Raw genomic sequence first — 26,208 nt, forward strand, 5'->3', positions numbered from 1 at the left:
CACGCATGCTATTCCGTGAGATCGTGATCGCAGGATGCGGCAACCCCCTCTTCGGAGATGACGGGTTCGGCCCTGCAGTCGTCGAAGAACTCCAGAAGTTACAACTGCCCGACAACGTCAAGGTGATCGACGCCGGCCTCGGCGCCCCTCACTTCCTCTTTACACTGATGGAAGATGCAGAGGTGCCGGTGAAGAAGCTCATCATCATCGACATCACCGATTTCGGTGGAAACCCCGGTGATGTGACGAAGCTCCGGCCCGAAGACCTGCCGCCGGGTTCCTACCGGGATGCCCACTCATGGGACCTTTCCGAACCGCTGCAGCGATTGAAGGATGTCATCGATATCACGATCATCGGTTGTCAGCCGAAACGTGTCGCGAGCCATGAGTTTGAACTAGGGCTCACTGAGGAGGTTGAAAGGGCCATTCCCAAAACAGTGCGCATTGTACTGGAGGAAATTGGGGTAGAATATGGGGCTGCTATCAACCATCAAGGAACGCATCTTTGGGCGGCGCCCGGAGAAACCGCCGGAGAACCCGGAGGCAAAACCGGAGAGCAAACCTGAGGTGAAACCAGCGGCGAGCCAGCCGCAGACGACGCCTGAGGTGAAGGCCGAGGCAAAGCCTGCTGCAACAGTGCCGCAGACGACGCCTGAGGCAAAGCCCGAGGTAAAGACTGCGAGAAGTAAACCGCACCGAAAACCTGAGGTAAAGCCGGAGGTGAAACCGGAGGCAAAGCCTGCTGCTACAAGCCAGCCGCAGGAAAAGCCCGCGGTGAAGCCCGCTGATGTGATTGTAGAAGAAAAGGTGGAAGTTGTAAAGGAGGAAAAGCCTGTGGCAGATAAGATTTCGATAGGTGAATTACACCTGAGCGGATGTACGGGATGCCTCGTCACGATTGCAGACAACTACGAGGGTCTCTTCAAGCTGCTCGATGATTACGCCGACCTGGTCTATGCGCTGACCCTGGTCGATGTACGCCACGTCCCCGAGATGGACGTGTGCCTGGTCGAGGGTTCCTGCTGTCTGAACGACGAACTCTCGGTAGAGGAACTCAAGGAAGCAAGAGCAAAATCAAAGGTGCTCGTCGCCTACGGCGCCTGCGCGGCCTACGGGAACATCACCCGGTTCTGCCGTGGCGGCCAGTGGAACCAGCCCGCTCACGAGTCGTTCGTCCCGATCAGCGAAGTCGTCGACGTCGACCTCTACATCCCGTCCTGTCCCCCCTGCCCGCAGCAGGTCAGGAACGTCGCCGTCATGGCCTACCTGCTCCTGAAGGGCAACGACGAGCAGAAGCAGCTCGCGACCGCCTACCTGACCCCGCTGATGCAGCTCGCACAGCGCGGCAACGAGGCATGCGGCTGCGACCTGATGTATGACGTCATCAACCAGGGCCTCTGCATGGGATGCGGAACCTGCGCCGGCACCTGCCCGGTCCGTGCCGTCACCATGGAGTACGGCAAGCCGAACGTGAACCGCGACCAGTGCATCAAGTGCGGCGCCTGCTACTCGCAGTGCCCGCGGAGCTGGTTCAACTTCGACGTCATGAACAACTACGAGGGCATCATGGGCGCCATCAAAGGGGCCATGCAGTGAGGTGAGAAAGATGGACGTACTCGGAAACTACAAGTCCGCAATCTCGGCACGCTCGACCGATAAGGACATCACCAGGAAGTCCCAGGACGGCGGCATCATCACGACGCTCTTCGCGTACGCGCTTGAAGAGGGTATCATCGACGGTGCCATCGTCGCAGGTCCGAGCGACGAGCCCTGGAAGCCCGAACCCATGGTTGCGACCACGAAGGCCGAACTTCTGGCCGCTGCCGGAACGCGCTACACCATCAGCCCGAACCTCTACCTGATCAAGGAGGCGACCCGCAGCTACGGTCTTGACCGTGTCGGTATCGTCGGTGTCCCCTGCCAGATCCAGGCCGTCCGGAAGGCTCAGGTCTACCCGATCGGCATGCGCGACGTCGACGACAAGATCGCCCTCGCGCTCGGTATCTACTGCATGGAGAACCTCTCCTACCAGGCGCTCGAGGCGATCGTCGAGGACCACTGCAACCAGAAGATGGAGTCCGTCAAGAAGATGGACATCGGCAAGGGCAAGTTCACGGTCTACACCGAGCGCGGTGCAGTCAGCCAGATGCCCCTGAAGCTGATCCACAAGTACGTGCAGCCCGGCTGCCACGTCTGCCTGGACTACGTCGCGAACCTCGCCGACATCTCCAGCGGGTCCGTGGGCAGCCCCGACGGCTGGAGCACGGTCTTTGTCCGGAGCATGAAGGGCAACGCGGTCTGGGACGGCGCCATGGCGGCCGGCCTCTTCGAGACGCAGCCGATGGACCAGGTCAAGCCCGGTCTCGACCTCGTCAAGAAGCTCGCTACCGAGAAGATCACGAAGAACCAGAAGCACGTGGATGAGCGTAAGACGATCGGCCTCAAGGCGGACGGAACCCCCAAGGGTCTCCGGAACCCCTACGAGTCCCCCTGAAACTCATTTTTTTTCGTCATCGATAGTCGACGCCAGCAAACCCTCTGCCTGCATTTCTCGCACCTGCCGGTGCTCAAGCCCGCTCTCGTTCACGCCTCAAAGCCCTCCGGCCGCCAGTCCCCCCGGGTGGGCCGGGAGAGGCCACGGCAGAGCGTGCGTCTCCGCTCGATTGAGTGGGCGCAGAGACCCGGGAGTCACGGGCAAAAACTTCGGAAAAACGGGAAAAACGGCTCTGTTGAAATGCTTCACACCCTCTGGAGAACGTCCGGGTACCACGAGATGGTGGTGATGTGACCTCACGCGAAGCCGCGAAGTGCGAGCGTAGCGAGCTTGAGCACCGTCAGGTGCGAAGAACGCGAAGGAGGCTGTCAGTATCCATTCAGGCTTCGTGCCTTCGCGGCTTCGCGTGAGTCGAGTCGTATGGAGAATTCTGCAGACGATTCGATCTCAGGGAGAGGGATTCAACAAAGCCGGAAAAACATAAAATCGAGGGTGGGGGCCGCCCCCCGTCGCAGGAACCGATTACACGTACGGGGGATGGCAGCGGCTCTCTGCCGTCGTATTACGTACTGATGAGGCGTAGAAGCCCGGGTGTGTTCGTATTCAATCCCTGAACAGTACCTGGTAGGTTGCCGACTCTGCGCCGAAGAAGTTCCTGCAAAACTCTGCTGCCTTCGAAGGCTCGTATTCTTTGCAGCTGAAGATATCGAGGTAGGCTGCGTTGGTCTCGTTCGCGAAGTGGCCGGAGATGAGCGACGTCTCGATGAGCTGGGTCATGGAGTAGCCTGCGACCTTCTCACAGGGGCCGAAGTGGATGATCTGCGGTTCGCCGAACCGGTTCATGTCGATGAGGTCACAGAGTTCGATGATGAACTGGCGGATCTTCTCCGCGTCCCTGATCGTCTCCGGGTTGCATCCCTTCAGGTCCACGCTCGCATAGAGTCCCCAGGAGCCGCGTTGTCTGAACTGCGCAACAATCTCTGCGTCGCTTACTGTCTCTGCCATAACGTTGCTTGCCACAGCGTTGTTTGCCATTACCTTGCTTGCCATGATTCTCACCTTCGAGAGGATCTGATGATCTCTTGATCTCTGTAGTTTTCGATAGTTCAGATTTTAAACTTATCCATTATACTAAACGAGAATAGCCGTTATTTCGCGGTTAGGTCAGAGCAATCGCTGCCTATCGTAAATTATAAGGCGTAATCTTGCCTGATTTTGAAATCTATGACTTTGCGTGGTTTATTTGCGTTTTAGTAAGAAATATTATATACATTTTTCATACGGAGTGTGAAGATTTTGAGGCGCCACCTTTTTCCCGCAGACCCCCCACCGGGGGTTCACAGGCGATCGGGGCTTTAGAAAATAATCCTTTTTCCAGTACAGTTTCGAGGTTCCTTTTCGGTGGTGAAAAACCATTAAGTCGGGTTTCAAAAACTTTTACTCCCGCACAGGGCAATACCCCGACCGAAAAGCAATCGGCCGGTGACTACGGAGCCGTTCTGCCGGGCCCGGAGAGGGGGCGCATCCGCACCATACCGCGCACCCCGGGTCCCCCGTCCGGCGCCTCTCCGGGGTCCTCCGGGCGGCACCCGCCGCACCCCCCCCGACCTCACCGGGGGTGCCCCGCTGCGACCTCTGCAAGCGTCCGGCCGGAGACGACCGACCGGGGCTCCGCCGCGACCGGGTCCCGCCCGGGATCCGCCTCCGCGTCGGCCTTCTTCACGAGCAGCCAGGCCTCACCCTTCCCGGTCCGGAACCGGGTGAGGGCGTACCCGCCTCCGATCTTCTCCCCTTCGAGCCGGAAGGAGATGTGGCCCCGCCGGAGGCCCTCGGCGATCCCGATCTCCTGCCCGCCCTGCTCCGTGAGGTTCCGGTAGGTCCCCCGGTCCCAGACGAGGACCGTCCCCGCCCCGTAACTCCCCTCAGGGATGACGCCCTCGAACTCAGCGTAGCCGAGGGGGTGGTCTTCGGTCGGGACGGCGAGGCGCTTCGTTTTCGGGTCGAGGGACGGCCCTTTCGGGACCGCCCAGGACTTCAGGACGCCGTCGACCTCCAGGCGGAAGTCATAGTGGAGCGCGGTCGCTTCGTGGAGCTGGATGACGAAGATAGGAAGGGTGCCGGCCGCGCCGGACTCCCCCGGCGGCTCCGGCGTCAGAGAGAAGTCACGCTTTTCGCGGTAATCGTCGAGCGTGTCGGGTCCTGCCATACGGAGATACTCCGGCAGGATCCCGGATAAGGGTTCGCCCGGCTTCAGTACTTCGCTCAGCTTTGAGAGGGGGCCACGGAGGTCAAACCACTGACTTTCCGTCGCACCTTCGGTGCCCAAACTCCGTTCCTGATGGAACGTCGTTCTTCGAAGCCAGATGGCTTCTCATGCTCGCTATGCTCGCATTTCGCACCTAACGGTGCTCGAACCCCGACCCAAAGGGCCGTCGTCCTTCGAACCCCTCTGGGTTTCTCATGCTCCGTTCCTGACGGAACATCGCACTTCGCACCTAGCAGTGCTCAAACTCCACTCCTGACGGAGCGTCGCACTTCGCACCTAGCAGTGCTCAAACTCCACTCCTGACGAAGCGTCGTCCTTCGCGGCTTCGCGTCTTTCGCGTGAGGCCCTGTTTGTTACCCTTGTACGTCACCTCACGCGAAGCCGCGAAGGACGCGAAGTCCAGGCGCTACCAGCTCCTCTTCGCACCTTCACCCGATACTGCATTGTTCGATCTCGAACGCAAAAATTAGCGAAGTGTTGAGCCTATAGATCCCGGCCGGAGGCGGGGACGATCCGGACGTTCATCTTCTCCGAGCCGATGATCAGGATCCCTTCTCCGGGCTGGAAGTTCAGGAGGTCCTTCTCGCTCACCTCGAAGAACTTGGCGTTCTCCTGGGCCTGCTTCTTGTTCTCGGAACGCATGCAGAACTTGACGGCGATGTTTGCCAGGATCTCCTCGTTGAAGTGGGCGATGAGCTGGGACGCGAGGATGAGCGAGACCCCGAACTTCCGCATCTCGGTGGCGTACTTGTTCAGCACCGCCTTGATCGCCGTCTTCGAGCCGCTCTTCTGGCTCACCAGGAGTTTCGCCTCGTCGACGATGACGAAGAGCCGGAACTTCGCCCGCTCGTCCTCCGTCCCCCGCGGGATCTCGCCCGTCGCCTGGAGGGTGTAGTAGATCCGCCGGAGGAAGAGGTCCGCAAAGAGGTAGCGCAGGTTCTCGGGGAGCGCGTTTAAGTTGATATGGGTGATCCCGCCCGAGAGGATGGTGGGGATCGAGATCTTCTCCTCGCCCGAGAAGAGTTTGTAGTCGAAGATATCCTCGAGGTAGGCCGGGATCGCCTCGTCCTCGCAGTCCATGATCTCGCTCTCGATGTCGTCGAAGTCGAGCACCCGCTTCCAGGTATCGGTGTTCCCCGTGATCCCCGATATCCGGTAGCAGTCCTTGATGATGTTCTTGATCTTCCTCCTCTGCTGGATGCCGAGGGTCGGGAAGTTGATCGAGATGGCGTCGACGAAGTCCGAGGTGGCCCGGAGCGGGGTGATCTCGTCGATGTCGGCGTCGAGTTCCAGCGGGTTGAAGTAATACTGGCCGCCCTCGCGGATCTTGTAGGACCGGAGAACCCCGGCGCTCGCGGCCATGTCCCCGTGGAAGTCCATCAGGACGACCGGCATCGCCTGGGCGGCGAGTTCCCCCGCGATGCAGCGGATCGTCTCGGTCTTGCCGGCGCCCGATCCCCCGAGGATGATCATGTGGCCGTTGTTCAGCCTCCCCGGCGACCAGTTGATCCGCCGCCCGTCCGGGGCGTGGCCGAGGAAGACGTCGAGCCCGCCGGGGCGGGCAGGGTCCGGGGCTGGTGCCGGCGCCGGAGCGGGGGTCGGCCGGGGCGCAACGGTCCTGCGGGGGGAGGGAGCGGGCGGCGGAGGGAGCGGCACCTCCTCTTCTTCCACGGCCTCCTCCTCTTCCACCAGGTCGTCATCGTCGAAGACGGCGTCCTCCCACCCGTCCGCCTCCTCCCCGACGTCGACAGGGGGCAGGGGGGCGGGGGCCGGAACTTCGTCCGGCACAACGGGGGGCGCCGCTACAGGGGGGAGCGGCTCTGCGGCCGGAGCCGGCCGGTCGATCGCGATTTTCTCGGCGACGCCGGCCACCAACGCCCTGCCGAGGTCGCGGAGGCGTGCCTCGTAGAGGTCCCGGTCCCGGACGACGAACCGCGCGAGACCGACCCCGTCGTCCTCGCGAACCTCCTCAAGGACGTAGACCGCACCGGAGAGCCCGGAGAGCACCCTCGAGAGCTCGCGGCGGTGGGCCGGCGAGGCCCGTATGCGGTCTACGTCCTCGTCGCAGGCGAGGTAGCGCAGGACGGTGAAGGTCGAGTGGAACGACTCAAGGAGCATGTCGTAGTGCTCCCGGACCGCGGGATCGATCGCCTCGAGCATCGCCTTGAGGATGTAGGCGAACTCCGGCGGGAACGTGTAGACGACACCGTCGGTCCTGCCTCCGTCCAGGTCGAAGGCGTAGGCGAGGACCGCGCAGCCAGCGGCCTTGAGGCGGGCGGCGAACCGCTCGCACTCCTCGAAGAGGCCGGGGCTGTTGTTGAGGAGGAAACCGATGAACGTCTCCTCGGTCCGGGGGAGCGTCGAGGGGAAGGTCTTGTTGATGTACGATCCCTTGACAGTCCCCGCGAGGAGGACCGGGACGGCCCCATGGATCTCGCGGGCGAGAACCCCGATATCCAGCGCCCGGATCCGGGCCTCCATCAGCGGCCGGGCGATCGCCTCTCCGCCAGGTGTCGTCCGCACCACCGTCGTGCCGTTCCGCGAGACAGACTCGATGAGGCCGACCTCGGCGAGCGCAAAGAGCGGTCCCGACGTGTAGGCGTAGCAGCTCTGCTCGACCACGCCCACCCCCTCCCCGCGGGACGACGAGCTGTTCAGGGCGATGTGGATGTAGAGGAGCGTCTCGATGATGTCGCGGACCTCCAGCGGCCGGAAGTCCTGCAGGTATTCGATGACGGCGGGAGGGAACGACAGAGAGAGGGCCGGGATCCCGGCATCCGTATAGCCCATCGCTCTGAGTGCTTCGGTAAGGTCTGTCGACACGGGTTCACCAGCGGAACAGTTCATGGGGCCGGGATCTCCCGGAGACCCCGGGAAAGCCGCTCCAGACGGGTACCGGGACGGTACCGCTTCAGTGAAGCAGCCGATTGAATTAGATTTGCTCTGCGAGCTATTAAACATAGGTTGTTTTGAAAAACCGTCCGCATCCCCGCAAGGATACTCCCCGGCAGAAAGCGCCGCCGCGTTGCGAGAGGGGGCCGACGGTTGCCGGGGCCTCCCCTCGAAAATCGTTGCATATCTCTTAAAATCAGCGTATCAGGACGATATGGATATTATTATATTATCAAAATTATATATACTAGAAGTCAGGGAGCGTGCCCATGACAATCATTACCGAAGAGCGGCGACTGGCCATCCTCATAGCCCTTCTGGCCGCGTCGGTCTTCATGACATACTACTTCAACACCGTCGTAATGCTCGGAACGGTCTTTTCGCACTTCTTCTACATCCCGATCATCCTGACCGCACTCTGGTGGAAGAAGCGGAGCATCCCGGTCGCCCTCTTCCTCGGCGGCCTCGTCATCGCGAGCAGTTTTCTCTACAACAGGCCGGATATCCTGACGTTAAACGACTACGCACGCGTCATGACGTTCGTCGTCATCGCCTTCGTCGTCGCCTCACTCTCCGAACAACTCAAAGGGCGCGAGCGGGAGGTTGTGGAGCAGAGGGACCTCGTTCAGCGCTACCTGGACGTGGCGGGCGTCCTCTTCGTCGTCATCAACGCCGACCACACCATCCGGCTCGTCAACCGCCACGGCTGCGAGCTGCTCGGCTACCGCGAGGAGGAACTGATCGGAAAGAACTGGTTTGAGATCGTCGTTCCCGAAGCATCCCGGAAAGCACGGCAGGAGATCTTCGATGCCGCGATCGCCGGAGGGGCGAGCCTGTCCGGCAGGCGGGAGAACCCGGTCGTCACCCGGAGCGGGGAGGAACTCATCCTCGCGTGGCAGGACACGGTTCTTGCCGGCGACGGCGACCGGCCGGCCGCGATGATCGGATCGGGAGTCGACATCACCGACCGGATCCGGGCGGAAGAGGCGCTGCGGGAGGCCCACGGCGAGGCGAACCTCTACCTCGACATCATGGCGCACGACATCAACAACGCGAACGCCGTCGCCCTCGGCTACTCGGACCTGCTCGCCGGGGAGCTGGAGGGTGAGAGGCAGCGGGAGATGGTCCGGAAACTCAGGGGCAGCATCGACCGGAGCATCGATATCATCCAGAACGTCTCGACGATCCGGCGCCTCCGTTCCGCAGAACCGTCGACGAGGCCCGTCGACCTCGACGCGGTCATCAGGGCCGAGATCGCCCATCACCCCGACGCCAGGATCGTCTACGAGGGAGAGCCCGTCCGGGTCACGGCCGACGACCTCCTGCCCGAGGTCTTCACGAACCTGATCGGCAACAGCATCAAGTTCGGGGAGCCCGGCGTCGAGGTGAGGGTCCGGGTCGAGGAAGGCGACGGGGTGGTCGAGGTCACGGTCGAGGATACCGGCCCCGGCGTGCCCGACGCGGTGAAAGCCGGTCTCTTCACCCGGTTCCGGCGGGGCACGAGCGCCCGGAGCGGGAAGGGGCTCGGCCTCTATATCACCAGGATGCTCGTCGAGCGATACGGCGGGAGGATCCGGGTGGAAGACCGCATACCGGGTTACCCCGAACGCGGGGCGGCGTTCCGGTTCACCCTTCCCCGGTGCGGGCGGCCGTGGGAACCGCGGCCGGCTACCGCCAGATCCTGACCGGGTCGATCGCGGCGTCGACGATGAGGTCGAAGTCGAAGTCGTCGACCCAGCCCGCCTTCGCAAACATCTGCATGAAGCAGACGCCCACGACCTTTGCTTCCGGGTGGGCGGCGACGACGGCCCGGACCGCTTCCTTCGTGACCGGGACGCCCGGCATCGCGAGCCCGCCCATCAGGACGATCACCTTCGGGTCGACCCGCCCGGCGGGGTCGGAGACCTGCATCCCGACGTTCCCGACGGGCCGGATCGCCTTCGCCGCGGCCTCGTCGACGTAGGGCACGTAGACCTGCTCGACCGGGAGGTCGCGGACGGCGAACCCGAGGAGTTCGATGAAGGGGGTGCAGGTGCCGGGACAGCCGTAGTAGACGACCTGGTCGCCCGCACCGAGCCCTGCCTCCTTGAGGTATGCCTTGAAGGGCCGGAGGATGCCGGAGACGCCGGAGAGTTGCTCAACCTGTTCCATAAAGGTCTGGTTGTCGCCGGCGGCATATACCGCTTCCGGATGCGGCCAATCGCTACAGCAGCCCGCATTCCGAGAGGCGGTAGAGCTTCCGGATACGCTCGGCCGATTCCTCCGAGACCGCATCGCCGATATGGACGAGGATGGTATCGATGTCCTCTTCCGGCATGCAGCCGAGGTCTTCGCGGCCGGAGAGGATCTGGTCGGCGAGGTAGTTCCAGTCCTCGTTTGAGAGGCGGCCGACCCGCTCTGCAAAATCTTCTTCGTCCACCGCGATGTGGTTCGAGACCGGCGGGAGGATCGACCGGAAATCGTGCCCGGACTCCGGGCAGAGGATCCCGCTGTGTTCAGGGGCCAGTTTCCGCAGGATGGCAAAATCCTTCTCATCGAGTTCGCGTGGCACGGTATCGTCAACTCCCGACCGGCATGGTTCTGGAGAGTATGGGGCGGGACGGTATAAATCATTGCAGGGGGCAGGCCGGAAAGGGAGGGCTGCTGTCCGGCATCCCCCCGGCAATCGTCAGCCCGACGATATCCCGGACCACCTGGCCGAGCCCCTCGCGGACCTCCGGCGGCACCCGCTGCCGGGCTTCGCCGGCGATCCGGGCGATCGCGTCGGCGATCTCCGCGTCAAGCATCGAGCCCAGCGCCCGCCCGGCCCTCTCCGGGCCCGGAGGGAGGCACCGGAGGAGGAGCGCTTCGGAGCCGGGCCGGCAGCCCCCTGCCCCCGTCGCGATCGCCCGCATATCGGCGATATCGTCGGCGATCTGCATCGCCCTCCCGGTGGAGAGGCCGTATCCGGCGAAGGCGGCCACGACCGCCTCCTCCTCCCCCGCCGCCATGGCCCCCCAGGCCGCCGCGAGCGAGAAGAGGTGTCCCGTCTTGCCGGTGATGATCGCGTCGTAGAGCTCGGCCGCCGGGAACTGCGGTTCCCCGGCCACCTCGCGGGCCACGCCGTGGGCCATGCTCCGCTGCGCCGATGCGAGCATCGTCACGTAGCGGCTCCCGTACGGCGCGGCGAGCGCATAGGGGAGGGCGAGGACCCCGACGGCGTCGAGGACCGCCCGGCCCTCCCCGCGGGAGAGGTGGAGAGAGGGGACCCCCCGCCGGACCGTGTCGCCGTCCAGGATGTCGTCGAGGATGAGGCTTGCGGCGTGGGCGAGCTCGACGGCGCAGGCGAGGTCGAGCGCCTGCCGGGTGAGCGCCGTCGTCCCGGCGAGGCCTGCGTGGACGCAGAGGAGGAGGCCGGCACGCATCCGCTTCCCCCGCAGAAGGAGCGGAACGATCTCGGGGTCGATCGTCTCCTCCCCTGCCGCCACCTCCTCGATCCGCCGGTTGACGGCAGGCCGGATCTTCTCGAGGAACTCAGGGAACGGCATCATGGCTCTCACTCACGGGAACGCTGGTGCATCCCGCTAAGGCGTCCGGGCGGTAAAAAGGTGTGGGTCTCCCCCCTGCCGCAGGCACCTTCATTGCCCTGCAGGGCCCTCCGGGTCCTGTGGTGAGGGCAGGAGAGGTTGGGCTCATCGAGCCCGGCGACCCGTTCGGGGACTGGCTCGCGAGCGTCGTCGGCGACGGCGGCCCCGTCCGGGTCTGCCGGATAGAACCCGCGTCCCATGTCGTCTGCCGCTACGAGTTCGACGGCACGGGGACGAGGGTCATCGGCAAGTTCTTCGGGGCGCCGACGGGTGCGAAGACCGATTACGACGCAGAGAAAGCGCTCGCGAACGAGGTGCGCCGTCTCAACGATGCGGCCGGCCTGATCCGCGTCCCGCGGGTGCTCGCGGCGGAGGAGCGGTTCGGCGCGGTCCTCGTGACGGAGTGCGTTCCCGGCCCGACCCTCCGGGAGGTCATCGGAACGGGGGCCCCCCCGTACGAACCCCTGACCGGCGTCGCCCGCCTCCTCCGGCGACTCCACGACGGGACGGGGACCTCGTGGCACCGGGAGCGCGACTTTGCATACTTCCGTGCGGTCCTCGACCAGAACGGCCTCCCGGCCCGCGAGAGAGAGCGGTTCGACCGCCTGATCGAGGAGTGGCGGCAGAGCCCCCGGCTTTCCGGGGATGCAGGCTGCACGGTCCACGGCGACGCCACGCCCGGCAACTACCTCTGTGACGGCGAGGTCTGCGCGATCGACTTCGAGGCGGGCCGTGACCACGCGCACCCGATCCGCGACCTCGGCATCCTCGCCGCGGAGATGAAGGCCTCGCCGGGGAGCAGCCGCCGGGCCGAGGACTGGATCGGGCACCTGCTCTGGCACTACAGCGGGGACGAAGCAGAGTTCCGGGAGAGCACCGCCGTCCTCCCCTTCTTCATGGCGCTCGGCCATCTCAGGATCGCCCGGCTGCCCTGGAGGGCGGCGGAACGCGACTGGCTGCTTGAGGAGGCGGAGGCGTGTCTCTCTGCGGTTCGCCGGTAGAGGGGGTCCTCTTCGACTGCTACGGGACGCTCATCGATATCCTGACCGACGAAGAGGATATCGGGACCTACCGGCTCCTCTCCCGGTGGCTCCTCTACCAGGGGGTGCGGATCGCGCCCGACCGCCTGAAGGAGCTCTACGTAAGCCGCGTCGATGAAGCGGCACGCCGGACGGGGGAACGCTATCCGGAGGTGCGGGTCGAGGAGGTCTTCGCCGGGATCTGCGCCGAGCACGGCGCGTGGGAGGTCGATCCGGAGCGGCTCGGTATCGAGGCCGCCCGGGCATTCCGGGCCGCGTCGCTCCGGCGCCTCGCCGTGCTCGAGCGGAGCCTCCGGCTGCTCGACCTCTTCCGCGCACAGAGGCTGGGGGTCGTCTCGAACGGGCAGCGGATCTTCTCGGAGCAGGAGATGAGGATACTCGGCCTCTACGAACGCTTCGAGTTCGTCATCTTCTCCTCAGACCCCGGCTTCCAGAAGCCGGACCCCCGGATCTATGCCGCGGCCCTCGACCGGATGGACCTTGCGCTGGAGAGTGTCCTCTTCATCGGGGATAACCCCGAAAACGACGTCCTCGCGCCCCGGAGGCTCGGGATGCAGGCGCTGCACGTGGAGGAGGCGTGGCGGCGTTACGGGGTATGAGGAGGGCGGCCGCGGCCTTGATGAGCTCCGGTGCATATACCCCGGACGATGAAGAAGAGAGTGTGGTTGATCGTCTTCGGTACGGGGCTTATCGTCCTCTCGATCGCGCTCTACGCCCTGCATTACCTGATCTACCGCGACTTTTACCACATCGGCATCTACACGCTCGGCGATATCGCGTTCCTCCCGCTCGAGGTCCTCCTGGTGACGCTCGTCGTCCACCAGGTGCTGGAGTCCCACGACCGGCGGCAGAGGATTGAGAAACTGAACGTGATCGTCGGCGCGTTCTTCTCGGCTCTCGGAACCTACCTCCTCGCCTACATCTCCGACAACGACCCCAACCTCGACGAGATCAGGCCGCAGCTGATGGTCGCGGAGACCTGGACCGAGGAGACGTTCTCAAGGGTTGAGGAGCGGCTGAAGCGGCACCCCTGCCGCATCGGGGCGGAGGGGATCGATTTTTCGGCCCTCAAAGACCTCCTCGGCTCCCGCGAGGAGTTCCTCCTGCGGCTGCTCGAGAACCCGGTACTCATCGAGCACGAGTGGTTCACCGAACTTCTCCAGGCCATCTTTCACTTCAACGAAGAGCTGAAGAGCCGGCCCGGGTTCTCGGACCTGCCCGATGCGGATATAGCCCATCTCGCCCGCGACCTCGAGCGGATCTACGGCCTCCTGATCCGCGAGTGGCTGGAATACATGCGCTACCTGCAGAAGAACTACCCGTACCTCTTCTCGCTTGCGATGCGGAGGAATCCCTTCGACGAGAAGGCTTCGGCGATCATAAGGTGAACAGGACGGGGTTTTCACCCCACCTGCGCCCGGATGTGCTGCACCGTCTCGGGATACCGGTCCCGGAGCCGGCTGTCGTCGAGGTTCTCCCGGATGATCCAGCGGATATCCCGGTCGTCGAGCGTCGCAAGCTGCCGCAGGTACTCAAACCCGGTCGTGGGCAGGGCCGCGACGACCAGACCGAGCGTGTAGCCGAGCGCATTTTTGAGCGCGAGGAACGCATCGGACTGACGCTCCTCTGCCATATATACCCGGATCAGCGTCTTCCGGTGGAGCCGGAGCGCCGTCTCGGCGAGGTCGGCCTCGGCGAGCAGGTCGGGCTCGGCGATCCCGGCGACCGCGGCCCGCATGGCAAGCCATGACCCTCCCTCGACCCAGCCCTCCAGTTCGGGGACGGCCGTGTCCCGCTGCCGGGAGAGGAGGTCCTGGACCCCCAGCGCCACCGCCTCACGGACCCGGCACCGCGGATCGGCGGAGGCCTCCGCGAGGTGCCGGGCCGCCTCCCCCGCGCACGCCGGGGAGACGGACCCGATCGCCGCGATCCCCCTGATGCCGCAGAAGACGAGGAACTCGTACGGGTCGCCGGCAGGCGCGTCCTCAGGGGAGACGCAGGCGAGTTCGACGCAGAGGTTCCAGAGGGCCCGGTGGTCGTCGGGATCGGCGACCGCGAACTCCCGCACGGTCTCGCCGAACGCCCCGGCGAGTTCGAGGTTTGTCCGGGGTCCGGGCAGATGGCTTTCGGTAACGAGGTAGGCGAGGAGGTCTCCGGCGCTCCCGCTCGCGAGGAGATCGGTGAGCAGTCGGGCGATCTCTCTGATATAGATCTCTCTGGCGGTCATCGTCGCTAGAGATCAACGACCCACGGAGGGTAATAATGATCGCTACCGGGCGGCAAGGGTCGCGACGAAAGCGTCGAGCGCTGCGTGGACACTCTCGGCATTCCGGGCCGAGATGGGGTGCACCGTCTCCCCGGGCAGGTCCCGGCGGACGGATTCGGGCGCCGCGTCCGGGCAGTCGCACTTGTTCGCCATGAACGCGAGCGGCACGCCCACCGCCTTCAACTGACCGTAAAGGTGCCGCGTCATCGCATCCACGCCCGTGGTGGCGTCCACGATGACGATCGCGCCGTCCATCCCGCGCGAGAGGATCTGCCGGACGAACTCGAACCGCTCCTGGCCGGGCGTCCCGAAGAGGTAGACCGCATGGTCCCTCACCTGCAGCCTGCCGAAGTCAAAGGCGACGGTCGTGGGGCCTTCGCTTGAGGATGCTTCGATATGGCGGCTCCGGGGGTCGAGTGCCTGGATGAAACTGGACTTGCCTGCATTGAATGAACCAAAGACGACAATCTTGAGCCTGCCTTCTGCCATCAGCCTTCTATTGGCGCCTGCAGGTTTTAGGGTTTTGCTATTGCGGCGCAGCGAAAGCGGAAGCGGTGCGTCCGGGCGGTGCGGGAACTGTTTTTTCCAGCGTATCGGTGCCGGGAAAGAATATACCCACGGCTGCGCAGGCGTCATGGGATCAACAGAGATATACCCGCAGATCCAACCTAGAGGTATGGAGGAGACGGACGCAGTCGTGCAGGAGATCATGGCCGCCCTGAACGGCCTCCTGCACCGGGAGAGGCACGCCGATCTCCAGGCATCAGCTCTCGAGGAGCGGGAGTACCCCCTGGCCGAGACGTTCCGGATGGTCCAGGACATGGAGACCGAGAGCGCCATCGAGGAAGTCCTCACGAAGTTCGGGTTCGCATACTACACCGTCGACGACGATGCAGAGCTCTGGGTCTCCGACGACCACGGCCTGATGGTCTTCCTCTCCTTTACCGCCCCTGACGGGCGCTACTACAACTACCGGATCGTCGCGTTCGACGTCGTCGGCGAAGACGAGACGGAGGGGCTATGAGCCTTCTGTCCTTCGCGGGCGACGCGGAGAGGGTTCTTGCGCCAGCACTATATACCGCAAGCGAGATCAGGTGGAGAACAGAACCGGGTGGTGGCATCACGATGGAACGTTCGGTAAAACGCCTCATGGAAGATAGGGAGAAGCGGTGCGAGGAGAACCTCGGCAAATACATCGAACAGCTCTCGGACGAGAGCACGCCCTACCGGCTGCGCGCCGCAGAGGCGCTCGGCGGTTGCGGCGATGAGCGGGCGGTCGAACCGCTCATCGCCGCCCTCTCCGACCGGGAGAACGAGGTCCGCTGGTTTGCGGCGCAGGGGCTCGGCAAACTCCGCGACCCCCGCGCGGTCGAGCCCCTCCTCCCGCTCGTCGCCGACCCGCACCGGTGGGTGCGGCGCGGGGCCGCCTGGGCGCTCGGCGAACTCGGCGACTCCCGCGCGGTCGAACCGATCCTCCCCCTCCTCGCGGACAGGAAGAAGGACGTCCGGGCGGTCGCCGCCGAAGCGCTCGGCAAACTCCGCGACTCCCGGGCGACCGCCCCTCTCTTTGCCGCGCTCGAGAGCGAGGAGGAGCCCGAGGTCAGGACGGCGATCCGCCGCGCGCTCCGCGAGATCACCGGCGAGGCGGTCGTTTGACCGGCGGAGAGGAGAGCCCTGAACGGCTCTTTCGCTACTACCCGGAGGACTTCGGGGCGCTCCCGGTCCGGGTCGTCCATATGGACCTCGTCTTTGACGTCTACGACGGCCACACCCGCGTCGTCTCGGCCCTCACCGCAGAGAACCTTGAATCGCCGCTCGCATCCCTCGCCCTCAACGCCCGCGACCTCGACATCCTCCGCGTCGCCTGCGCCGGGTACGATACCGCCCACACATACGACCGGAGCGCCGCAGTCCTCACCGTCACCTTCGACCCGCCCGTTCCGCCCCGGACCCGGTTCACCCTCGAGACCGAGACGATCTGCCGGCCGAGCAGCCACATCCTCGAGGGCCTCTACTACGACGGCTCCCGCCCCGGCGGGGCGCCGACCCAGATCACCCAGTGCCAGCAGTGGGGGTTCCAGCGGCTGGTCCCCTGCCTCGACGACATGACCGCGAAATGCACCTACAGGACGGTGATCATCGCGGACGACGGTTACACGAACACGATCTCGAACGGCGACCCTGCAGGATCGCGGCTCCCCTGCGGACCCGGCCGCTCCGTCCAGGAGTATCACAACATCACAACACCGATGGCTCCCTACCTCTTCTTCCTCGGCGTGGGGTGCTACGAGACCTACCGGCGGGAGTTCGAGTATCCCGACGGCCGGACGTTCGCCCTCGAACTCCTCGCAAAACCCGGCTCCTACCCCGCGGCCGCGGAGCGTGCGCTCGAGATCCTCGCGGACGGCGTGATGTGGGTCCACCTCTTCACCGGCCGGGGCCGGTACCGGGACCTGGAGGCCCGGAAGGAGGCATGGCGGCTAATCCGGGTGCGGGACGCGGCAAAGCGCTCCGGCGATGCGGAGGCGCTCGATACGGCGAGAAGGGCTCTCGCCGGGCTTGTCGCGGGGCTTGAGACCGGATACGCCTACACGGGGGCGGTCTACCGGGAGATCGCGATGCAGAACTCCGACTTCGGCGGGATGGAGAACGTCGGGAACACGACGATCGCCGCAAACCGGTTGATGCCCGGCCCCGATACGACCGACCCGGCCTTCGAGTACATGGTCGCGGTCAAGGTCCACGAGTACTACCACAACGAGAACGGCTCGGAGGTGACGGGGTGGAGCCCGTTCGAGATCTGGCTCAACGAGGCCGTGACGGTCCATATCGAGGACCAGCACCACGCCTTCTTCTTCGGCGAGGCCTACTCCCGCCTCAGGACCGTCCTCGACCTTCTCGAGCCCTCGGCCGGGACGCTCGCCCTCGACCGGGGCGCGGGCTCAATGCCGATCGAGCCGGACGGCTTCAACGACCCGAACGACCTCATCACCGGCGTCACCTATGTCAAGGCCCCGGAGTTCGTCAGGATGATCGAGACCCTGATGGGCAGGGAGAAGTTCGCCGAAGGCCTCGCCCTCTACCACGACCGGTTCCGGCACGGCAACGCCTCCCGCGAGGACTGGATCCGCTGCATGGAGGAGGTCTCGGGCGAGGACTTCTCCGGGATGGCGGCGGTCTGGCTGAAGGAGAAGGAGTACCCGATCCTCACCGTCACCCCGGCCTACGACCCCGATACCCGGCGGTTCAGCCTCATCTGCCGCCAGAACCGCTCGCCTGGCGGCCGGATATGGGAGTTCCCGTTCCGGTTCGCGCTTCTGGATGCAGAAGGCCGGGAGCTTGCGGACCGGACCGTCCGCATCGCGGAGGAGAGCAGCACGGTCGTCCTCGACGGCGTCGATAAGCCCGCGTTCCTCTCGCTCAACCGCGGCTACTCCTTCTACGGGAAGGTGGCATACCGCCCGCCGGAGGACGAACTCTACCTCCAGGTCGGGAAGGACCCGGATATCGTCGGCAGGTTCATCGCGTTCGCGGCGCTCGCCGACCGCGAGATGCTCAGACTGCTCGAGAACCCGGACGCAACCGTCTCCGGAAAGTTCGCCGACCTCTGCGCCACGCTCCTCGCCGACGACGACCTCATGGACGAGGCGGGCGGTCAGTTCCTGACCATCTTCCCCTCGGTCGAGGACGAGCGCTTCCGCCACCATTACCGGGCGCTCCACGACGCGCGGAAGAAGATCCTCGCCGCCGTCGCCGCCCGCAACCGCGAGACCCTCCTCTCCGTCTACCGGTGGGCCGCAGGCGCCCCGGCCGGGGCCGGCTCCCTTGAGGAGGAGGCCGCGGCGATCCGCCGGCGGCAGAGGAAGAACGCATGCCTCGCGATCCTCGCGACCCTCGATGTTCCCGAGGTCCACGAACTACTCCTCCGGCAGTTCCGGGAGGGAACGGCCGCAAGCGACCGCCTCGTCGCGTTCTCGCTGATCCTCGATAGCAGCGCCCCGGAGCGACGGGAGGTCCTCGCGGCATTCGCGGCCGACTCGGCAGAACGCCCGGTCGCCTGGGAGGCCTTCCTCGCCGCGGTCGCCGGGAGCGACGCCGACGACCTCGTCGCGATCCTCCGCGGGATCGAGTCCTCCCCCGCCTTCTCGGTCGAGCAGGCCGACCAGCAGCGGGCGCTCTATGCACGGTTCGCGCTCAACAGGAAGCGGTCGCTCGAGACCGCAGAGGGACGGGCCTACCTTGCGGAGATCCTCCGGCGACTCGCCCCGGTCAACGAGTACAGCACCGTCCGGGCCCTCGACGCCTTCGCGTTCGTCGAGGCGATAGAGGAGCGCCACCGGGTCCCGGCGGTCGGGGTGCTCGCGGACCTCCTCGCCTCGCTCGACGCGGAGGCGCACCCGTCCGTCTACAACAGCACCCGCCGGTTCCTTCTCGGTGCGCCGGAGGCGGTCAGGGCATACGAGGCCGAGCACGGCCCTATTCCGGCACTCAGGGGATTCAACTCCTGAGAACGCCTCAACATCTTTAGATGGGAGTGGGAAGACTCGCTCATAGCGGCAGGTGCAACCCGGAGGGTAGGAGCGTGCTGATACTTCCCTTCACACCTTCGGTGCTCGAACTCCTTTCCCTTTAGGAAAGTCGTCCTTCAAAGCCTGATGGCTTCTCAAGCTCACTTACGTTCGCACTTCGCGGCTTCGCGCCTTCGCGTGAGGTTTTTGCTATCTCTATGATAACCTCGCGCGAAGCCGCGAAAAACGCGAAGTTTGGTATGTCGCTGAGAGTAACTCCTTTTCGCGCCTTCGCGTGAGCCGGTGCTGTGTGGATCGTCGCGAAGGCTATTCGACCTCAGGAAGCGAGTATCCACAGAACCCAGGTCCAGGGGAACCTGCCCCGTGCTCACCCGTACTCGAGGTGCAGCCCGACACCGGTCTCGCGGACGTCCGCGACCTTTGCGAGCGCAATCTTTGCCGCAAGCCCGGTGCAGTGGCAGGGGTGGAGGGCCGCCGGCCGCACCTTTGCAAAATAGTCGAGGATCCCCTCTATCTGCTCTGCCGGAGGGTCGAGGAGGTGGAACCCCCCGATGACGTCCGCCACCCGGTCTTCGCCGCAGACCTCTCGTGCCTGCTCGACGATCGAGCAGATGCCCGCGTGGGAACACCCTGTTACGATGACGAGCCCTTCTTCCGTCCTGCAGGCGAGCGCCGTATCGTCGGGGACAGTGTCGTCGCGGATGCCGTCGGGGGTGTAGATGTAGCCGCCCGAAGGCGCCGGTTCGAACGGAAACCGCCGCTCGATCTCGCCGAGGAAGACCAGGTTCTCGGTCAGCCAGAGGGGGGCGGCGGTGAGGAGGACCTTCCCGTGCCGGAAGAGTTCCTCGACCGAGAGGTGGCACCCGATCTCCCCGACGCCGTCGCAACTCCGGGTGAGGAACGCGTCTGGGTGGGCGACGAACGTGGGCTCGACCCGCTCGCGGCCCTCGATGATCGCCTCGGTGTGGAGCCGGAGCAGCGCATCGAGGCCCCAGGTGTGGTCGAGGTGGCCGTGGGAGAGGACGATCTCGCCGACACGGAGGAGGTCGATCCCCATCTTGCGGGCGTTCTCGACGAGGATGCCCGAGTAGCCGGTATCGAAGAGGACGCGGGTCTCGCCGTCCTCGATGTAGATCGAGAGGCCGGGCTCCGCAAGGAAGTAGCGGTCGGTCAGGGTGGCGTTGTCCACGAGAACCGTCAGCCTCACGGACTACGCCCCCTCGGGGAGTTCCGGGGTCGCGAGCGGGTCCATGCAGGTAATGGGAACGTCGTGGTTAAGAAGGTTTCCAAAAAGCATTCCACAGGATCGTCCCCCTGAGCGCGTTAAACGTATAGAGAGCCCCCGAAACGCCGAAAAAGGCGCCCTGCCCCCCGGTCCGGCAAGATGGCCCGGGAGGCTGTAATCCGGGGGAGGAAAGAGATCCTCCCTCATCGCAATGGAGGTTTTGAGAGCGGGCCGGGTCAGACCGGTCCGCGGCCGCGGGTGACCAGGTCGCCGAGGATCTTCGGGACGTCGATCCAGACGACCAGATCTTTCTCCGCCTGTCTTCCGCTCCCCTCGCCGCGGCTGAGTTTGATGATGCCCTTGATGTAAGCCGCGCTCGAGAACGATTCGTCCATGGTCTCGGTATCCTCCTCCGGGACCTTGATGACGCTGTGGACCTCGTCCACGATGATCCCGATGTTCGAGCCCCCGGCCGCTTCCGGGACCAGGACGATGATCTTCTGGTTCCCGGAGACCCCTCCGGCCGGCACCTGGTCGAGGAGGCTCGCGAGATCGATGATGTTCGTGAGTTCCCCTCGCAGGTTGATGATCCCGGCGAGGTAGGGGGGCGCCCGGGGGATCGGGGTGATCGGCATCATCTCGACGATCTCTCGCGCGACGCCGATATCCAGGGCGTAGAGGGAGTTCTTGATCTCGAACTCCACCACGTCTATGGTAGCTGCCAACCGCTCGCCCCCCTATACCCTGATACCCTTCGTGCTCGCCCGCAGGCGCGACGCCATGCCGTTGAGCTCGTGAGTGGCGCTCCCGATCTCCTCGATCGAAGCGCTGGTCTCCTCGGCAAGGGCCGCAAGGTTCTCCATCTGGACCTGGGTCTCCTTGGTCAGCCGGGTCCCCTCGCTCATGGCCTGCACCACCTGGTTCGCGGTGGTCGCCTGATCCTCCGTCGCCTTCGCGATCTCCGCGATACTCCGGGTCATGGCCCCGGTCTCGGCGATGATCTCGTTCAAGGCCCCGATCGTCTGGTTCACGCTCTCGACGCCGGAGCCGATCTCGCTGCTCGCGGACCGGATCGAGGATGCCGTCTTCGCGCTGCTCGTCTGGATCCCGTCGATGACCTGCTCGATATGGCGGGTCGCGCTCTTCGTCTCGCCGGCAAGGTTCCGGACCTCGCCCGCGACGACCGCGAACCCCCGGCCGTGCTCCCCGGCGCGTGCGGCCTCGATCGCGGCGTTCAGCGCGAGGAGGTTGATCTGGCTCGCGACATCGTTGATCATCTTGGCGATCTTGTCGATCTCGCGGATCTGGGCGTTGAGATTCTCGATCTCGGCGACGCTCTGCTCCGCGATCTTCTCGACGCCGCCCATCTTCCTGCCGGCTTCGTTCCCGAGCCCCTGGGCCTCTTTCCCACGGGACGCGGTCTTCTTAGCCCGTTCGAGGACGTCCTGCGCGGTGCTCGCCACCTCCTCGTTCGAGGCCGAGAGGTCGGCGATCTGGTGGTCGACGGCTTCGATCCGGCCAAGCACCTGCTTGGCAAGATCGGCGCACCGCTGGCTCGTCATCGCCACCTGTTCGGATGCCTTCGCGATCTCGTCCGAGCCTTTGGTCATCTCCGTCGTCCCGGCCTCTAACTGGCCGATAGCCTGGTTGAGGTTCGTGACGTTCGCCGAGAGGGCGGTCCCGATGTTGTTTAAGGCCTCCTTGAACCTGCTGAACTCTCCGGCCGCACGGATCTTCTCGTTGAACCGGACGGTGTAGTCCCTGGCGGCGTACGACTCCGCAAGCCTCATCCCCTCCTCAAGCGGCTCCACTACCGCCGCGAGGATCCCGTTCATCCCCTCGGCGAGCGTACGGATATCCCCCGTGTAGCGCTCCGTCTCGGTCCTGGCTTTCAGGTTCCCCTCCCTCGCCTCCGTAGCCACGCGGAGGATATCGGCGACGGCACGCCTCCTCTCGGTCACGTCGGGGAAGTACTCGATCGCCCCCACGACCCTTCCCCGTTCGTCGGTCAGCGGCGCGCCGGTGCAATCGATGATCCCGCCGCCGCAGGTGTTGTCGCAGCGGTGGACGGTGCGCCGCTCCATAGCGACCCTGCACGGACATTGCGGGGTCTTGCAGTTGCCGGTCCGGTAGAGGTCGTAGCACCGCTTCCCGAGGGCATCCTCCTTCCTCATCCCGAGAAGGGTCGCGGCCGCCTGGTTGATGTAGATGATCCTGTATTCGGTGTCGACCAGGTGCATGGGCAGTGCGATGGAGTCGAGCCCCTGGGCGAGAAGCCTGTACCGGGCGAGTTCATCCCCGGATCCTCCGGCATTCTCTGCCGGGCTATCTGATGGTGGTGTGACGCTCATCTCATTTCATCTCGTTCTCCGGCTCCCGTGCGGGCCGGTCGCCCGGCGGGGCCGGGCATCCCCCCTCCAGATAACCGGCCGGGTAAGGACCGTTTCGACAACCAGGCCCCTCATGCCGATTAATTGCAACGATATCGCGTTATCCGGAGGTATCTGATATATTCAGAATATGCAATATAATAATTTCCATTCAATATTAAACTTTAATTACCGTTTAAGTTAATAATAATGGATATTCGTTCTGTTTTTTGATAGAAATGGAAATTTGATCGCCTCGACAGGACCTTCATGGACCCACCCCGCCTGCCGGAGGAAAGAAATCCCGGCCCGTCGAACCACTCCTCCGGAAAGGATACCATGACCGAGATACTCGATCCCGTCTACTCCCCGGGAAGACCGGAGGAACTCGAACAGTTCGGCCTCGCAGTGGGGGCCCGGGTCCCGCTCTGCGACCTCAAGGCCCTGCAGGAGCGCCACGGGTTTGAGGCCGTCCTCTACTTCGACGAAGACCTCGCCCGAAACTCGACGCTCGGCGCCGACGCTCACGACTTCCGGATCGTCCCGGTCCAGGCCCGGCCGTTCATGCCGCTTACCGTGTTCCTGCAGGTTATGGCGGAGCACGACCCGGAGTTCGCGGACCGGGTGCAGAGCGAGCCCCGGCTGGTCGAGGTGCTCGAGGCCGGGACGATCGACCGCTGCTCCGGGTGCGTCCACTGTATAAAGCCCTACGTCAAGGGGCTGCTGCTGTAAGTCATACTCTGCAAACGGGGGCGAGTCAGAGCATCGCAGATGCGAACGTCCGGAGCCGCGAAGGCCCGAAGTTGGTGCAGCGGGTAGTTAATCTCTTTCGCGTTCTTCGCGCCTTCGCGTGAGACCGCATCGAATCGAAGACCTCCGGGTATTGAAGGGAGAGACGACGACGCGGCCCCAATGGAGGGGTTTATCCAGAGTTGTGGGCTTATCACCGCGCCGTCCCGCCGGGAGCCGTGAGTTGTCCGGTGCCGAGGCCGAACTCGGCGAGGGTCCGCCGGCAGGTGCAGTGGGCCCCCAGGTGGCAGACGGCCGCTCTCGCCACCTCGAACCGGAGGGGGAGAGCGAGGCCGGGAACAAGCTCGGGAAGGTCCCCGTAGCCGAGCGTGATGTGCGGGGAGTAATGCTCGTACGCGCCGGCCTTCCCGAACCGGGCAAGGCAGTCGACGGACGACGCGGAGACCTCGCCCGCGAACATGCCGGGCCCTGCCGGAGGTGCCGCATAGGGCTTTACGGCGTTCATCACGGTCTTGTGGAAGAGCTGAAGGATCTCAGCCCGGAAGACGTGGAAGACCGGGATGGTCCCTCCGGTGCCCGTGTGGTACTTCGCGACGGAATCGATGGTCACGGTCATCGGCGAGCAATGCCGGGTGATCCGGTCCACTCTCGCAACGACGTCGCGGATATCCTCACGCTTCACCGGGAGCATCGCGACCGTGATATGCGGGAGGCAGTCCTCGCGGTCGAGACGTATCCCCCCGTCATGGTTGCCGGCGAGCAGGGTCCGGTTGGCGTTGATCGCCATATCCATGACCGGGCCGGGCGGGAGGAGGACGATATCGAGAGCAACAGTATCGGGAAGTTCGTGCATGAAGGCCCGATCGGGCAGCAGAGGTAAAAAAGAGTTTTCCTCCGGAGGCCGGCAGCCTCCGTCGTGACCCCGCCGGAACAGTGCCGGGCTCCGTTCACCACCTCACGCCGAAGACCGGTTCCTCTTCGACGATGTTCGTGATTCTCCTGACGCTTGCCTCCATCGGGACGTCTTTTCCACTGCAAAGTCCCTGTTTGAGTTGTTCAAGGCCTTCGGCCACCGAATCGTCCTTCGAACGGACACCGTCCACCGTCACCCGGAACGTCAGCGTCACGAGCCATTGGGTCGTTTCCATCTCTTCCCCTCACAACGAGAGCGGAGTATGCCGCCCGGGGAAGATAAAGGCAGCTCACGATCGGACCCAAAACCCGCCGCGGTGTTGAGGAGGACAGGTTTCCGGAGGCGAAACGGCAAAAGGACCGGCAAACGAGAACGGAGAGACAGCACAGCGGCACGGGCCTCATCCGGATCGCGAGGACGTGTAGAGAAGGTATAGAGCGTTGCAAAAGGAATGGAGGCATATTTTCGACTGCTCATCCGGGTAACCCGTCCTGTACTGACTCGCCGTATCCCGCGCAGAGTATAATTTTGAGATGATAAAAATATTTTGAGCGGTGCCATGCCGTGCGCATCCGCGGAAGCGGTCGGGCGCAACGAATATATAGAAGCATAAGCGACTCCGGGGCTCCAGAGATCAGATCGAGGAGGGAAGAGACATGGTCCGGAGATCCGGGAGTATCGCAGGCGCTATCATCCTGCTCCTGCTGCTCGTCCCGGCGGCGGTTGCACAGGGCCCGACGGTGATGGTCTCCAACTACACCGTCACCCCTGCAGTCCTGATGCCCGGCGACGAAGGGACGATCACGGTGGTCCTCTCGAGCACCGCCCGGGTGGCTACGGGAGCGCCGTTCGAGATCCGGGTGGACCCCGGCACCGGCGGAGCGAACGCCACGCAGCCGGCCGCTCCGGAGAACGCCTATATCGAGAGCGTCCTCTTGAACGGCCAGGGAGTCGAGGTCCTGAGCGGCAGTTTCCAGGATATCGGCGAGATCGGCCCCGGCCAGTCCTTCCCGATCACCTTCCGGATCCGCGCCCCCGGAGAGGAGGGGATCTACTTCCCCCAGGTCTGGGTCAGGGTGCGGGATGCGACGGGCGTGCGCTACCCGGTCCCGGTGAACGTCAACTCCGCGCACGCCCTGACCAGGAGGCCCGCGCTCAGGGTGGAGAGGACCGTCCCGGCCTCGGTCGACCCCGGCGACCCCTTCAGCATCACGCTCACCATCGTGAACGAGGGCCAGGCGAGCGCAGGCGACGTCGCCGTCCGCATCAACACGACCTCCGGCGCCCTCACCCTGCGAGACCCTGAGAACTACTACATCCCCGAACTCCGCCCCGGAGAGGCGTCGGTGCTGAACCTGACCTTCGAGACCGACACCGCCGTCCCGCTCGGCCTCACGCCGGTCCTCGTCGGCATCGAGTACCGGAGCGCCGATCTGGCGACGTTCCGGCAGGCGGCGACGATCGGCATTCCCGTCGTCGGCCGGGCCGTGATGGGCATCGCCGCCGTCAGGACGGAACCCGCCCGGATCGCCGCCGGGAGCACGGTCGACCTGACGATCCGGCTTGAGAACACCGGGACGGCGAACGCGGAGTCGGTCCGCGCAACCGTCGATGAGATCCCTCTCCCGGGGACAAAAGAGGCCTTTCTCGGGACGATCGAGCCGGGGAACGACGCTCCTGCCGTCTTCGCTCTCGAGGCCGACCGGGCGGGGACGTTCGACTACGTCCTCACGATAGAGTACGCCGACGATTACGGGGCGCACGTGACCCGGCAGAACCTCCAGATGGTTGTTGCGGAGAGGGACCCCGTCCCGACGATCGCCGCAGTAGCGGCGGTCCTCATCGTCGCCGCCGCGGTCCTGGTCCTCTGGCGCAGGAGACGGAAGGAGGAGTGACCG

25 protein-coding genes are annotated in these 26,208 nt (G+C 64.7%); 12 read left to right on the forward strand and 13 right to left on the reverse strand.

The window, feature by feature from the left end; genetic code table 11:
- Positions 1-5: 5 nt before the first annotated feature.
- From frhD to frhB, 3 genes are all read left to right on the forward strand, one after another.
- Positions 6-566, forward strand: coding sequence for a coenzyme F420-reducing hydrogenase, FrhD protein (frhD, locus tag F8E02_RS01725; protein ID WP_317063711.1), 561 nt, complete (start codon positions 6-8; stop codon positions 564-566).
- 268 nt (positions 567-834) lie between these two features.
- Positions 835-1,596: a coenzyme F420 hydrogenase subunit gamma gene (gene frhG, locus F8E02_RS01730; protein WP_317063712.1), complete on the forward strand. Its 762-nt coding sequence runs from the start codon at positions 835-837 to the stop codon at positions 1,594-1,596.
- A gap of 10 nt (positions 1,597-1,606) precedes the next feature.
- Complete coding sequence (gene frhB / locus F8E02_RS01735; RefSeq protein ID WP_317063713.1) at positions 1,607-2,494, forward strand: coenzyme F420 hydrogenase subunit beta; 888 nt, start codon at positions 1,607-1,609, stop codon at positions 2,492-2,494.
- A 603-nt stretch (positions 2,495-3,097) separates the two neighbouring features.
- On the opposite strand, the gene speD is transcribed toward frhB, so the two are convergent.
- The 3 genes from speD to F8E02_RS01750 form a co-directional block, all read right to left on the reverse strand.
- Positions 3,098-3,544, reverse strand: a complete 447-nt coding sequence (gene speD, locus F8E02_RS01740) for an S-adenosylmethionine decarboxylase (RefSeq protein WP_317063714.1) — start codon at positions 3,542-3,544, stop codon at positions 3,098-3,100.
- Positions 3,545-4,103: 559 nt separating this feature from the next.
- Complete coding sequence (locus F8E02_RS01745) at positions 4,104-4,700, reverse strand: DNA polymerase ligase N-terminal domain-containing protein (protein WP_317063715.1); 597 nt, start codon at positions 4,698-4,700, stop codon at positions 4,104-4,106.
- Between the two features lie 543 nt (positions 4,701-5,243).
- Entirely contained in the window at positions 5,244-7,583 is a 2,340-nt protein-coding gene (locus tag F8E02_RS01750) for an ATP-binding protein (protein ID WP_317063716.1), read from the reverse strand.
- Positions 7,584-7,921: 338 nt separating this feature from the next.
- Between F8E02_RS01750 and F8E02_RS01755 the strand changes: the two genes are divergently transcribed.
- Positions 7,922-9,337 (forward strand): PAS domain-containing sensor histidine kinase, encoded by a 1,416-nt coding sequence (locus F8E02_RS01755; RefSeq protein WP_317063717.1) that lies wholly within the window; start codon positions 7,922-7,924, stop codon positions 9,335-9,337.
- Here the strand turns inward: F8E02_RS01755 and F8E02_RS01760 are convergent.
- The 3 genes from F8E02_RS01760 to F8E02_RS01770 are packed head-to-tail and all read right to left on the reverse strand — an operon-like array spanning position 9,321 to position 11,182.
- On the reverse strand, positions 9,321-9,803 hold the full coding sequence (locus F8E02_RS01760; RefSeq protein WP_317063718.1) for a DUF2124 domain-containing protein: 483 nt from the start codon (positions 9,801-9,803) through the stop codon (positions 9,321-9,323). The genes F8E02_RS01755 and F8E02_RS01760 overlap by 17 nt on opposite strands.
- A gap of 52 nt (positions 9,804-9,855) precedes the next feature.
- Complete coding sequence (locus F8E02_RS01765) at positions 9,856-10,203, reverse strand: hypothetical protein (protein WP_317063719.1); 348 nt, start codon at positions 10,201-10,203, stop codon at positions 9,856-9,858.
- A 58-nt stretch (positions 10,204-10,261) separates the two neighbouring features.
- Positions 10,262-11,182, reverse strand: coding sequence for a polyprenyl synthetase family protein (locus F8E02_RS01770; protein WP_317063720.1), 921 nt, complete (start codon positions 11,180-11,182; stop codon positions 10,262-10,264).
- Between the two features lie 116 nt (positions 11,183-11,298).
- On the opposite strand from F8E02_RS01770, the gene F8E02_RS01775 reads away from it, so the two are divergent.
- Genes F8E02_RS01775 through F8E02_RS01785 form a run of 3 tightly spaced genes read left to right on the forward strand, consistent with a single transcriptional unit; the run spans position 11,299 to position 13,646 of the window.
- Positions 11,299-12,219, forward strand: a complete 921-nt coding sequence (locus F8E02_RS01775) for a phosphotransferase (RefSeq protein ID WP_317063721.1) — start codon at positions 11,299-11,301, stop codon at positions 12,217-12,219.
- The gene (locus F8E02_RS01780) at positions 12,195-12,857 is read left to right on the forward strand and encodes an HAD family hydrolase (protein WP_317063722.1); all 663 of its coding nucleotides are present in this window, start codon (positions 12,195-12,197) and stop codon (positions 12,855-12,857) included. Before F8E02_RS01775 ends, F8E02_RS01780 begins: the two co-directional genes overlap by 25 nt.
- Before the next feature lie 48 nt (positions 12,858-12,905).
- Positions 12,906-13,646: a hypothetical protein gene (locus F8E02_RS01785; RefSeq protein WP_317063723.1), complete on the forward strand. Its 741-nt coding sequence runs from the start codon at positions 12,906-12,908 to the stop codon at positions 13,644-13,646.
- Positions 13,647-13,660: 14 nt separating this feature from the next.
- On the opposite strand, the gene F8E02_RS01790 is transcribed toward F8E02_RS01785, so the two are convergent.
- Both F8E02_RS01790 and F8E02_RS01795 read right to left on the reverse strand, forming a co-directional pair.
- Positions 13,661-14,485 carry a hypothetical protein gene (locus tag F8E02_RS01790; RefSeq protein ID WP_317063724.1) on the reverse strand — a complete coding sequence of 275 codons (825 nt, stop codon included), beginning with the start codon at positions 14,483-14,485 and terminating at the stop codon, positions 13,661-13,663.
- Positions 14,486-14,527: 42 nt separating this feature from the next.
- Positions 14,528-15,013, reverse strand: a complete 486-nt coding sequence (locus F8E02_RS01795; protein ID WP_317063725.1) for a GTP-binding protein — start codon at positions 15,011-15,013, stop codon at positions 14,528-14,530.
- Positions 15,014-15,200: 187 nt separating this feature from the next.
- Between F8E02_RS01795 and F8E02_RS01800 the strand changes: the two genes are divergently transcribed.
- The 3 genes from F8E02_RS01800 (at position 15,201) to F8E02_RS01810 (ending at position 19,032) form a co-directional block, all read left to right on the forward strand.
- The gene (locus tag F8E02_RS01800) at positions 15,201-15,548 is read left to right on the forward strand and encodes a hypothetical protein (RefSeq protein ID WP_317063726.1); all 348 of its coding nucleotides are present in this window, start codon (positions 15,201-15,203) and stop codon (positions 15,546-15,548) included.
- A 101-nt stretch (positions 15,549-15,649) separates the two neighbouring features.
- Positions 15,650-16,180: a HEAT repeat domain-containing protein gene (locus F8E02_RS01805; RefSeq protein ID WP_317063727.1), complete on the forward strand. Its 531-nt coding sequence runs from the start codon at positions 15,650-15,652 to the stop codon at positions 16,178-16,180.
- Positions 16,177-19,032, forward strand: a complete 2,856-nt coding sequence (locus tag F8E02_RS01810; protein ID WP_317063728.1) for a M1 family metallopeptidase — start codon at positions 16,177-16,179, stop codon at positions 19,030-19,032. The genes F8E02_RS01805 and F8E02_RS01810 overlap by 4 nt, the downstream gene beginning before the upstream one ends.
- Before the next feature lie 388 nt (positions 19,033-19,420).
- Here the strand turns inward: F8E02_RS01810 and F8E02_RS01815 are convergent, their stop codons facing one another.
- The 3 genes from F8E02_RS01815 to F8E02_RS01825 form a co-directional block, all read right to left on the reverse strand.
- On the reverse strand, positions 19,421-20,260 hold the full coding sequence (locus F8E02_RS01815; protein ID WP_317063729.1) for an MBL fold metallo-hydrolase: 840 nt from the start codon (positions 20,258-20,260) through the stop codon (positions 19,421-19,423).
- 254 nt (positions 20,261-20,514) lie between these two features.
- The gene (locus F8E02_RS01820) at positions 20,515-21,003 is read right to left on the reverse strand and encodes a chemotaxis protein CheW (RefSeq protein WP_317063730.1); all 489 of its coding nucleotides are present in this window, start codon (positions 21,001-21,003) and stop codon (positions 20,515-20,517) included.
- A gap of 12 nt (positions 21,004-21,015) precedes the next feature.
- The gene (locus F8E02_RS01825; protein WP_317063731.1) at positions 21,016-22,629 is read right to left on the reverse strand and encodes a methyl-accepting chemotaxis protein; all 1,614 of its coding nucleotides are present in this window, start codon (positions 22,627-22,629) and stop codon (positions 21,016-21,018) included.
- 357 nt (positions 22,630-22,986) lie between these two features.
- Between F8E02_RS01825 and F8E02_RS01830 the strand changes: the two genes are divergently transcribed.
- The gene (locus F8E02_RS01830; RefSeq protein ID WP_317063732.1) at positions 22,987-23,379 is read left to right on the forward strand and encodes a hypothetical protein; all 393 of its coding nucleotides are present in this window, start codon (positions 22,987-22,989) and stop codon (positions 23,377-23,379) included.
- A gap of 211 nt (positions 23,380-23,590) precedes the next feature.
- Here the strand turns inward: F8E02_RS01830 and F8E02_RS01835 are convergent, their stop codons facing one another.
- On the reverse strand, positions 23,591-24,250 hold the full coding sequence (locus F8E02_RS01835; RefSeq protein ID WP_317063733.1) for a 2'-5' RNA ligase family protein: 660 nt from the start codon (positions 24,248-24,250) through the stop codon (positions 23,591-23,593).
- 94 nt (positions 24,251-24,344) lie between these two features.
- Entirely contained in the window at positions 24,345-24,545 is a 201-nt protein-coding gene (locus F8E02_RS01840; RefSeq protein WP_317063734.1) for a hypothetical protein, read from the reverse strand.
- A gap of 421 nt (positions 24,546-24,966) precedes the next feature.
- Here F8E02_RS01840 and F8E02_RS01845 point away from each other — a divergent pair, with 421 nt between their 5' ends.
- A complete protein-coding gene (locus F8E02_RS01845) occupies positions 24,967-26,205 on the forward strand; it encodes a COG1361 S-layer family protein (protein WP_317063735.1) in 1,239 nt (412 codons plus the stop codon).
- Positions 26,206-26,208 lie beyond the last annotated feature (3 nt).

It is taken from the genome of Methanoculleus caldifontis (assembly GCF_032842345.1).
Taxonomy (GTDB): Archaea; Halobacteriota; Methanomicrobia; order Methanomicrobiales; family Methanoculleaceae; genus Methanoculleus; species Methanoculleus caldifontis.

What these genes read in the sequence shown, in the direction of transcription:
- frhD (WP_317063711.1), top strand. Translation starts at nt 6, where the DNA reads ATGCTATTCCGTGAGATCGTGATCGCAGGATGCGGCAACCCCCTCTTC.
- frhB (WP_317063713.1), top strand. Translation starts at nt 1,607, where the DNA reads ATGGACGTACTCGGAAACTACAAGTCCGCAATCTCGGCACGCTCGACC.
- speD (WP_317063714.1), bottom strand. Translation starts at nt 3,544, where the DNA reads ATGGCAAGCAAGGTAATGGCAAACAACGCTGTGGCAAGCAACGTTATG.
- F8E02_RS01745 (WP_317063715.1), bottom strand. Translation starts at nt 4,700, where the DNA reads ATGGCAGGACCCGACACGCTCGACGATTACCGCGAAAAGCGTGACTTC.
- F8E02_RS01755 (WP_317063717.1), top strand. Translation starts at nt 7,922, where the DNA reads ATGACAATCATTACCGAAGAGCGGCGACTGGCCATCCTCATAGCCCTT.
- F8E02_RS01760 (WP_317063718.1), bottom strand. Translation starts at nt 9,803, where the DNA reads ATGGAACAGGTTGAGCAACTCTCCGGCGTCTCCGGCATCCTCCGGCCC.
- F8E02_RS01770 (WP_317063720.1), bottom strand. Translation starts at nt 11,182, where the DNA reads ATGATGCCGTTCCCTGAGTTCCTCGAGAAGATCCGGCCTGCCGTCAAC.
- F8E02_RS01785 (WP_317063723.1), top strand. Translation starts at nt 12,906, where the DNA reads ATGAAGAAGAGAGTGTGGTTGATCGTCTTCGGTACGGGGCTTATCGTC.
- F8E02_RS01790 (WP_317063724.1), bottom strand. Translation starts at nt 14,485, where the DNA reads ATGACCGCCAGAGAGATCTATATCAGAGAGATCGCCCGACTGCTCACC.
- F8E02_RS01795 (WP_317063725.1), bottom strand. Translation starts at nt 15,013, where the DNA reads ATGGCAGAAGGCAGGCTCAAGATTGTCGTCTTTGGTTCATTCAATGCA.
- F8E02_RS01800 (WP_317063726.1), top strand. Translation starts at nt 15,201, where the DNA reads ATGGAGGAGACGGACGCAGTCGTGCAGGAGATCATGGCCGCCCTGAAC.
- F8E02_RS01805 (WP_317063727.1), top strand. Translation starts at nt 15,650, where the DNA reads ATGGAACGTTCGGTAAAACGCCTCATGGAAGATAGGGAGAAGCGGTGC.
- F8E02_RS01825 (WP_317063731.1), bottom strand. Translation starts at nt 22,629, where the DNA reads ATGAGCGTCACACCACCATCAGATAGCCCGGCAGAGAATGCCGGAGGA.
- F8E02_RS01830 (WP_317063732.1), top strand. Translation starts at nt 22,987, where the DNA reads ATGACCGAGATACTCGATCCCGTCTACTCCCCGGGAAGACCGGAGGAA.
- F8E02_RS01835 (WP_317063733.1), bottom strand. Translation starts at nt 24,250, where the DNA reads ATGCACGAACTTCCCGATACTGTTGCTCTCGATATCGTCCTCCTCCCG.
- F8E02_RS01840 (WP_317063734.1), bottom strand. Translation starts at nt 24,545, where the DNA reads ATGGAAACGACCCAATGGCTCGTGACGCTGACGTTCCGGGTGACGGTG.
- F8E02_RS01845 (WP_317063735.1), top strand. Translation starts at nt 24,967, where the DNA reads ATGGTCCGGAGATCCGGGAGTATCGCAGGCGCTATCATCCTGCTCCTG.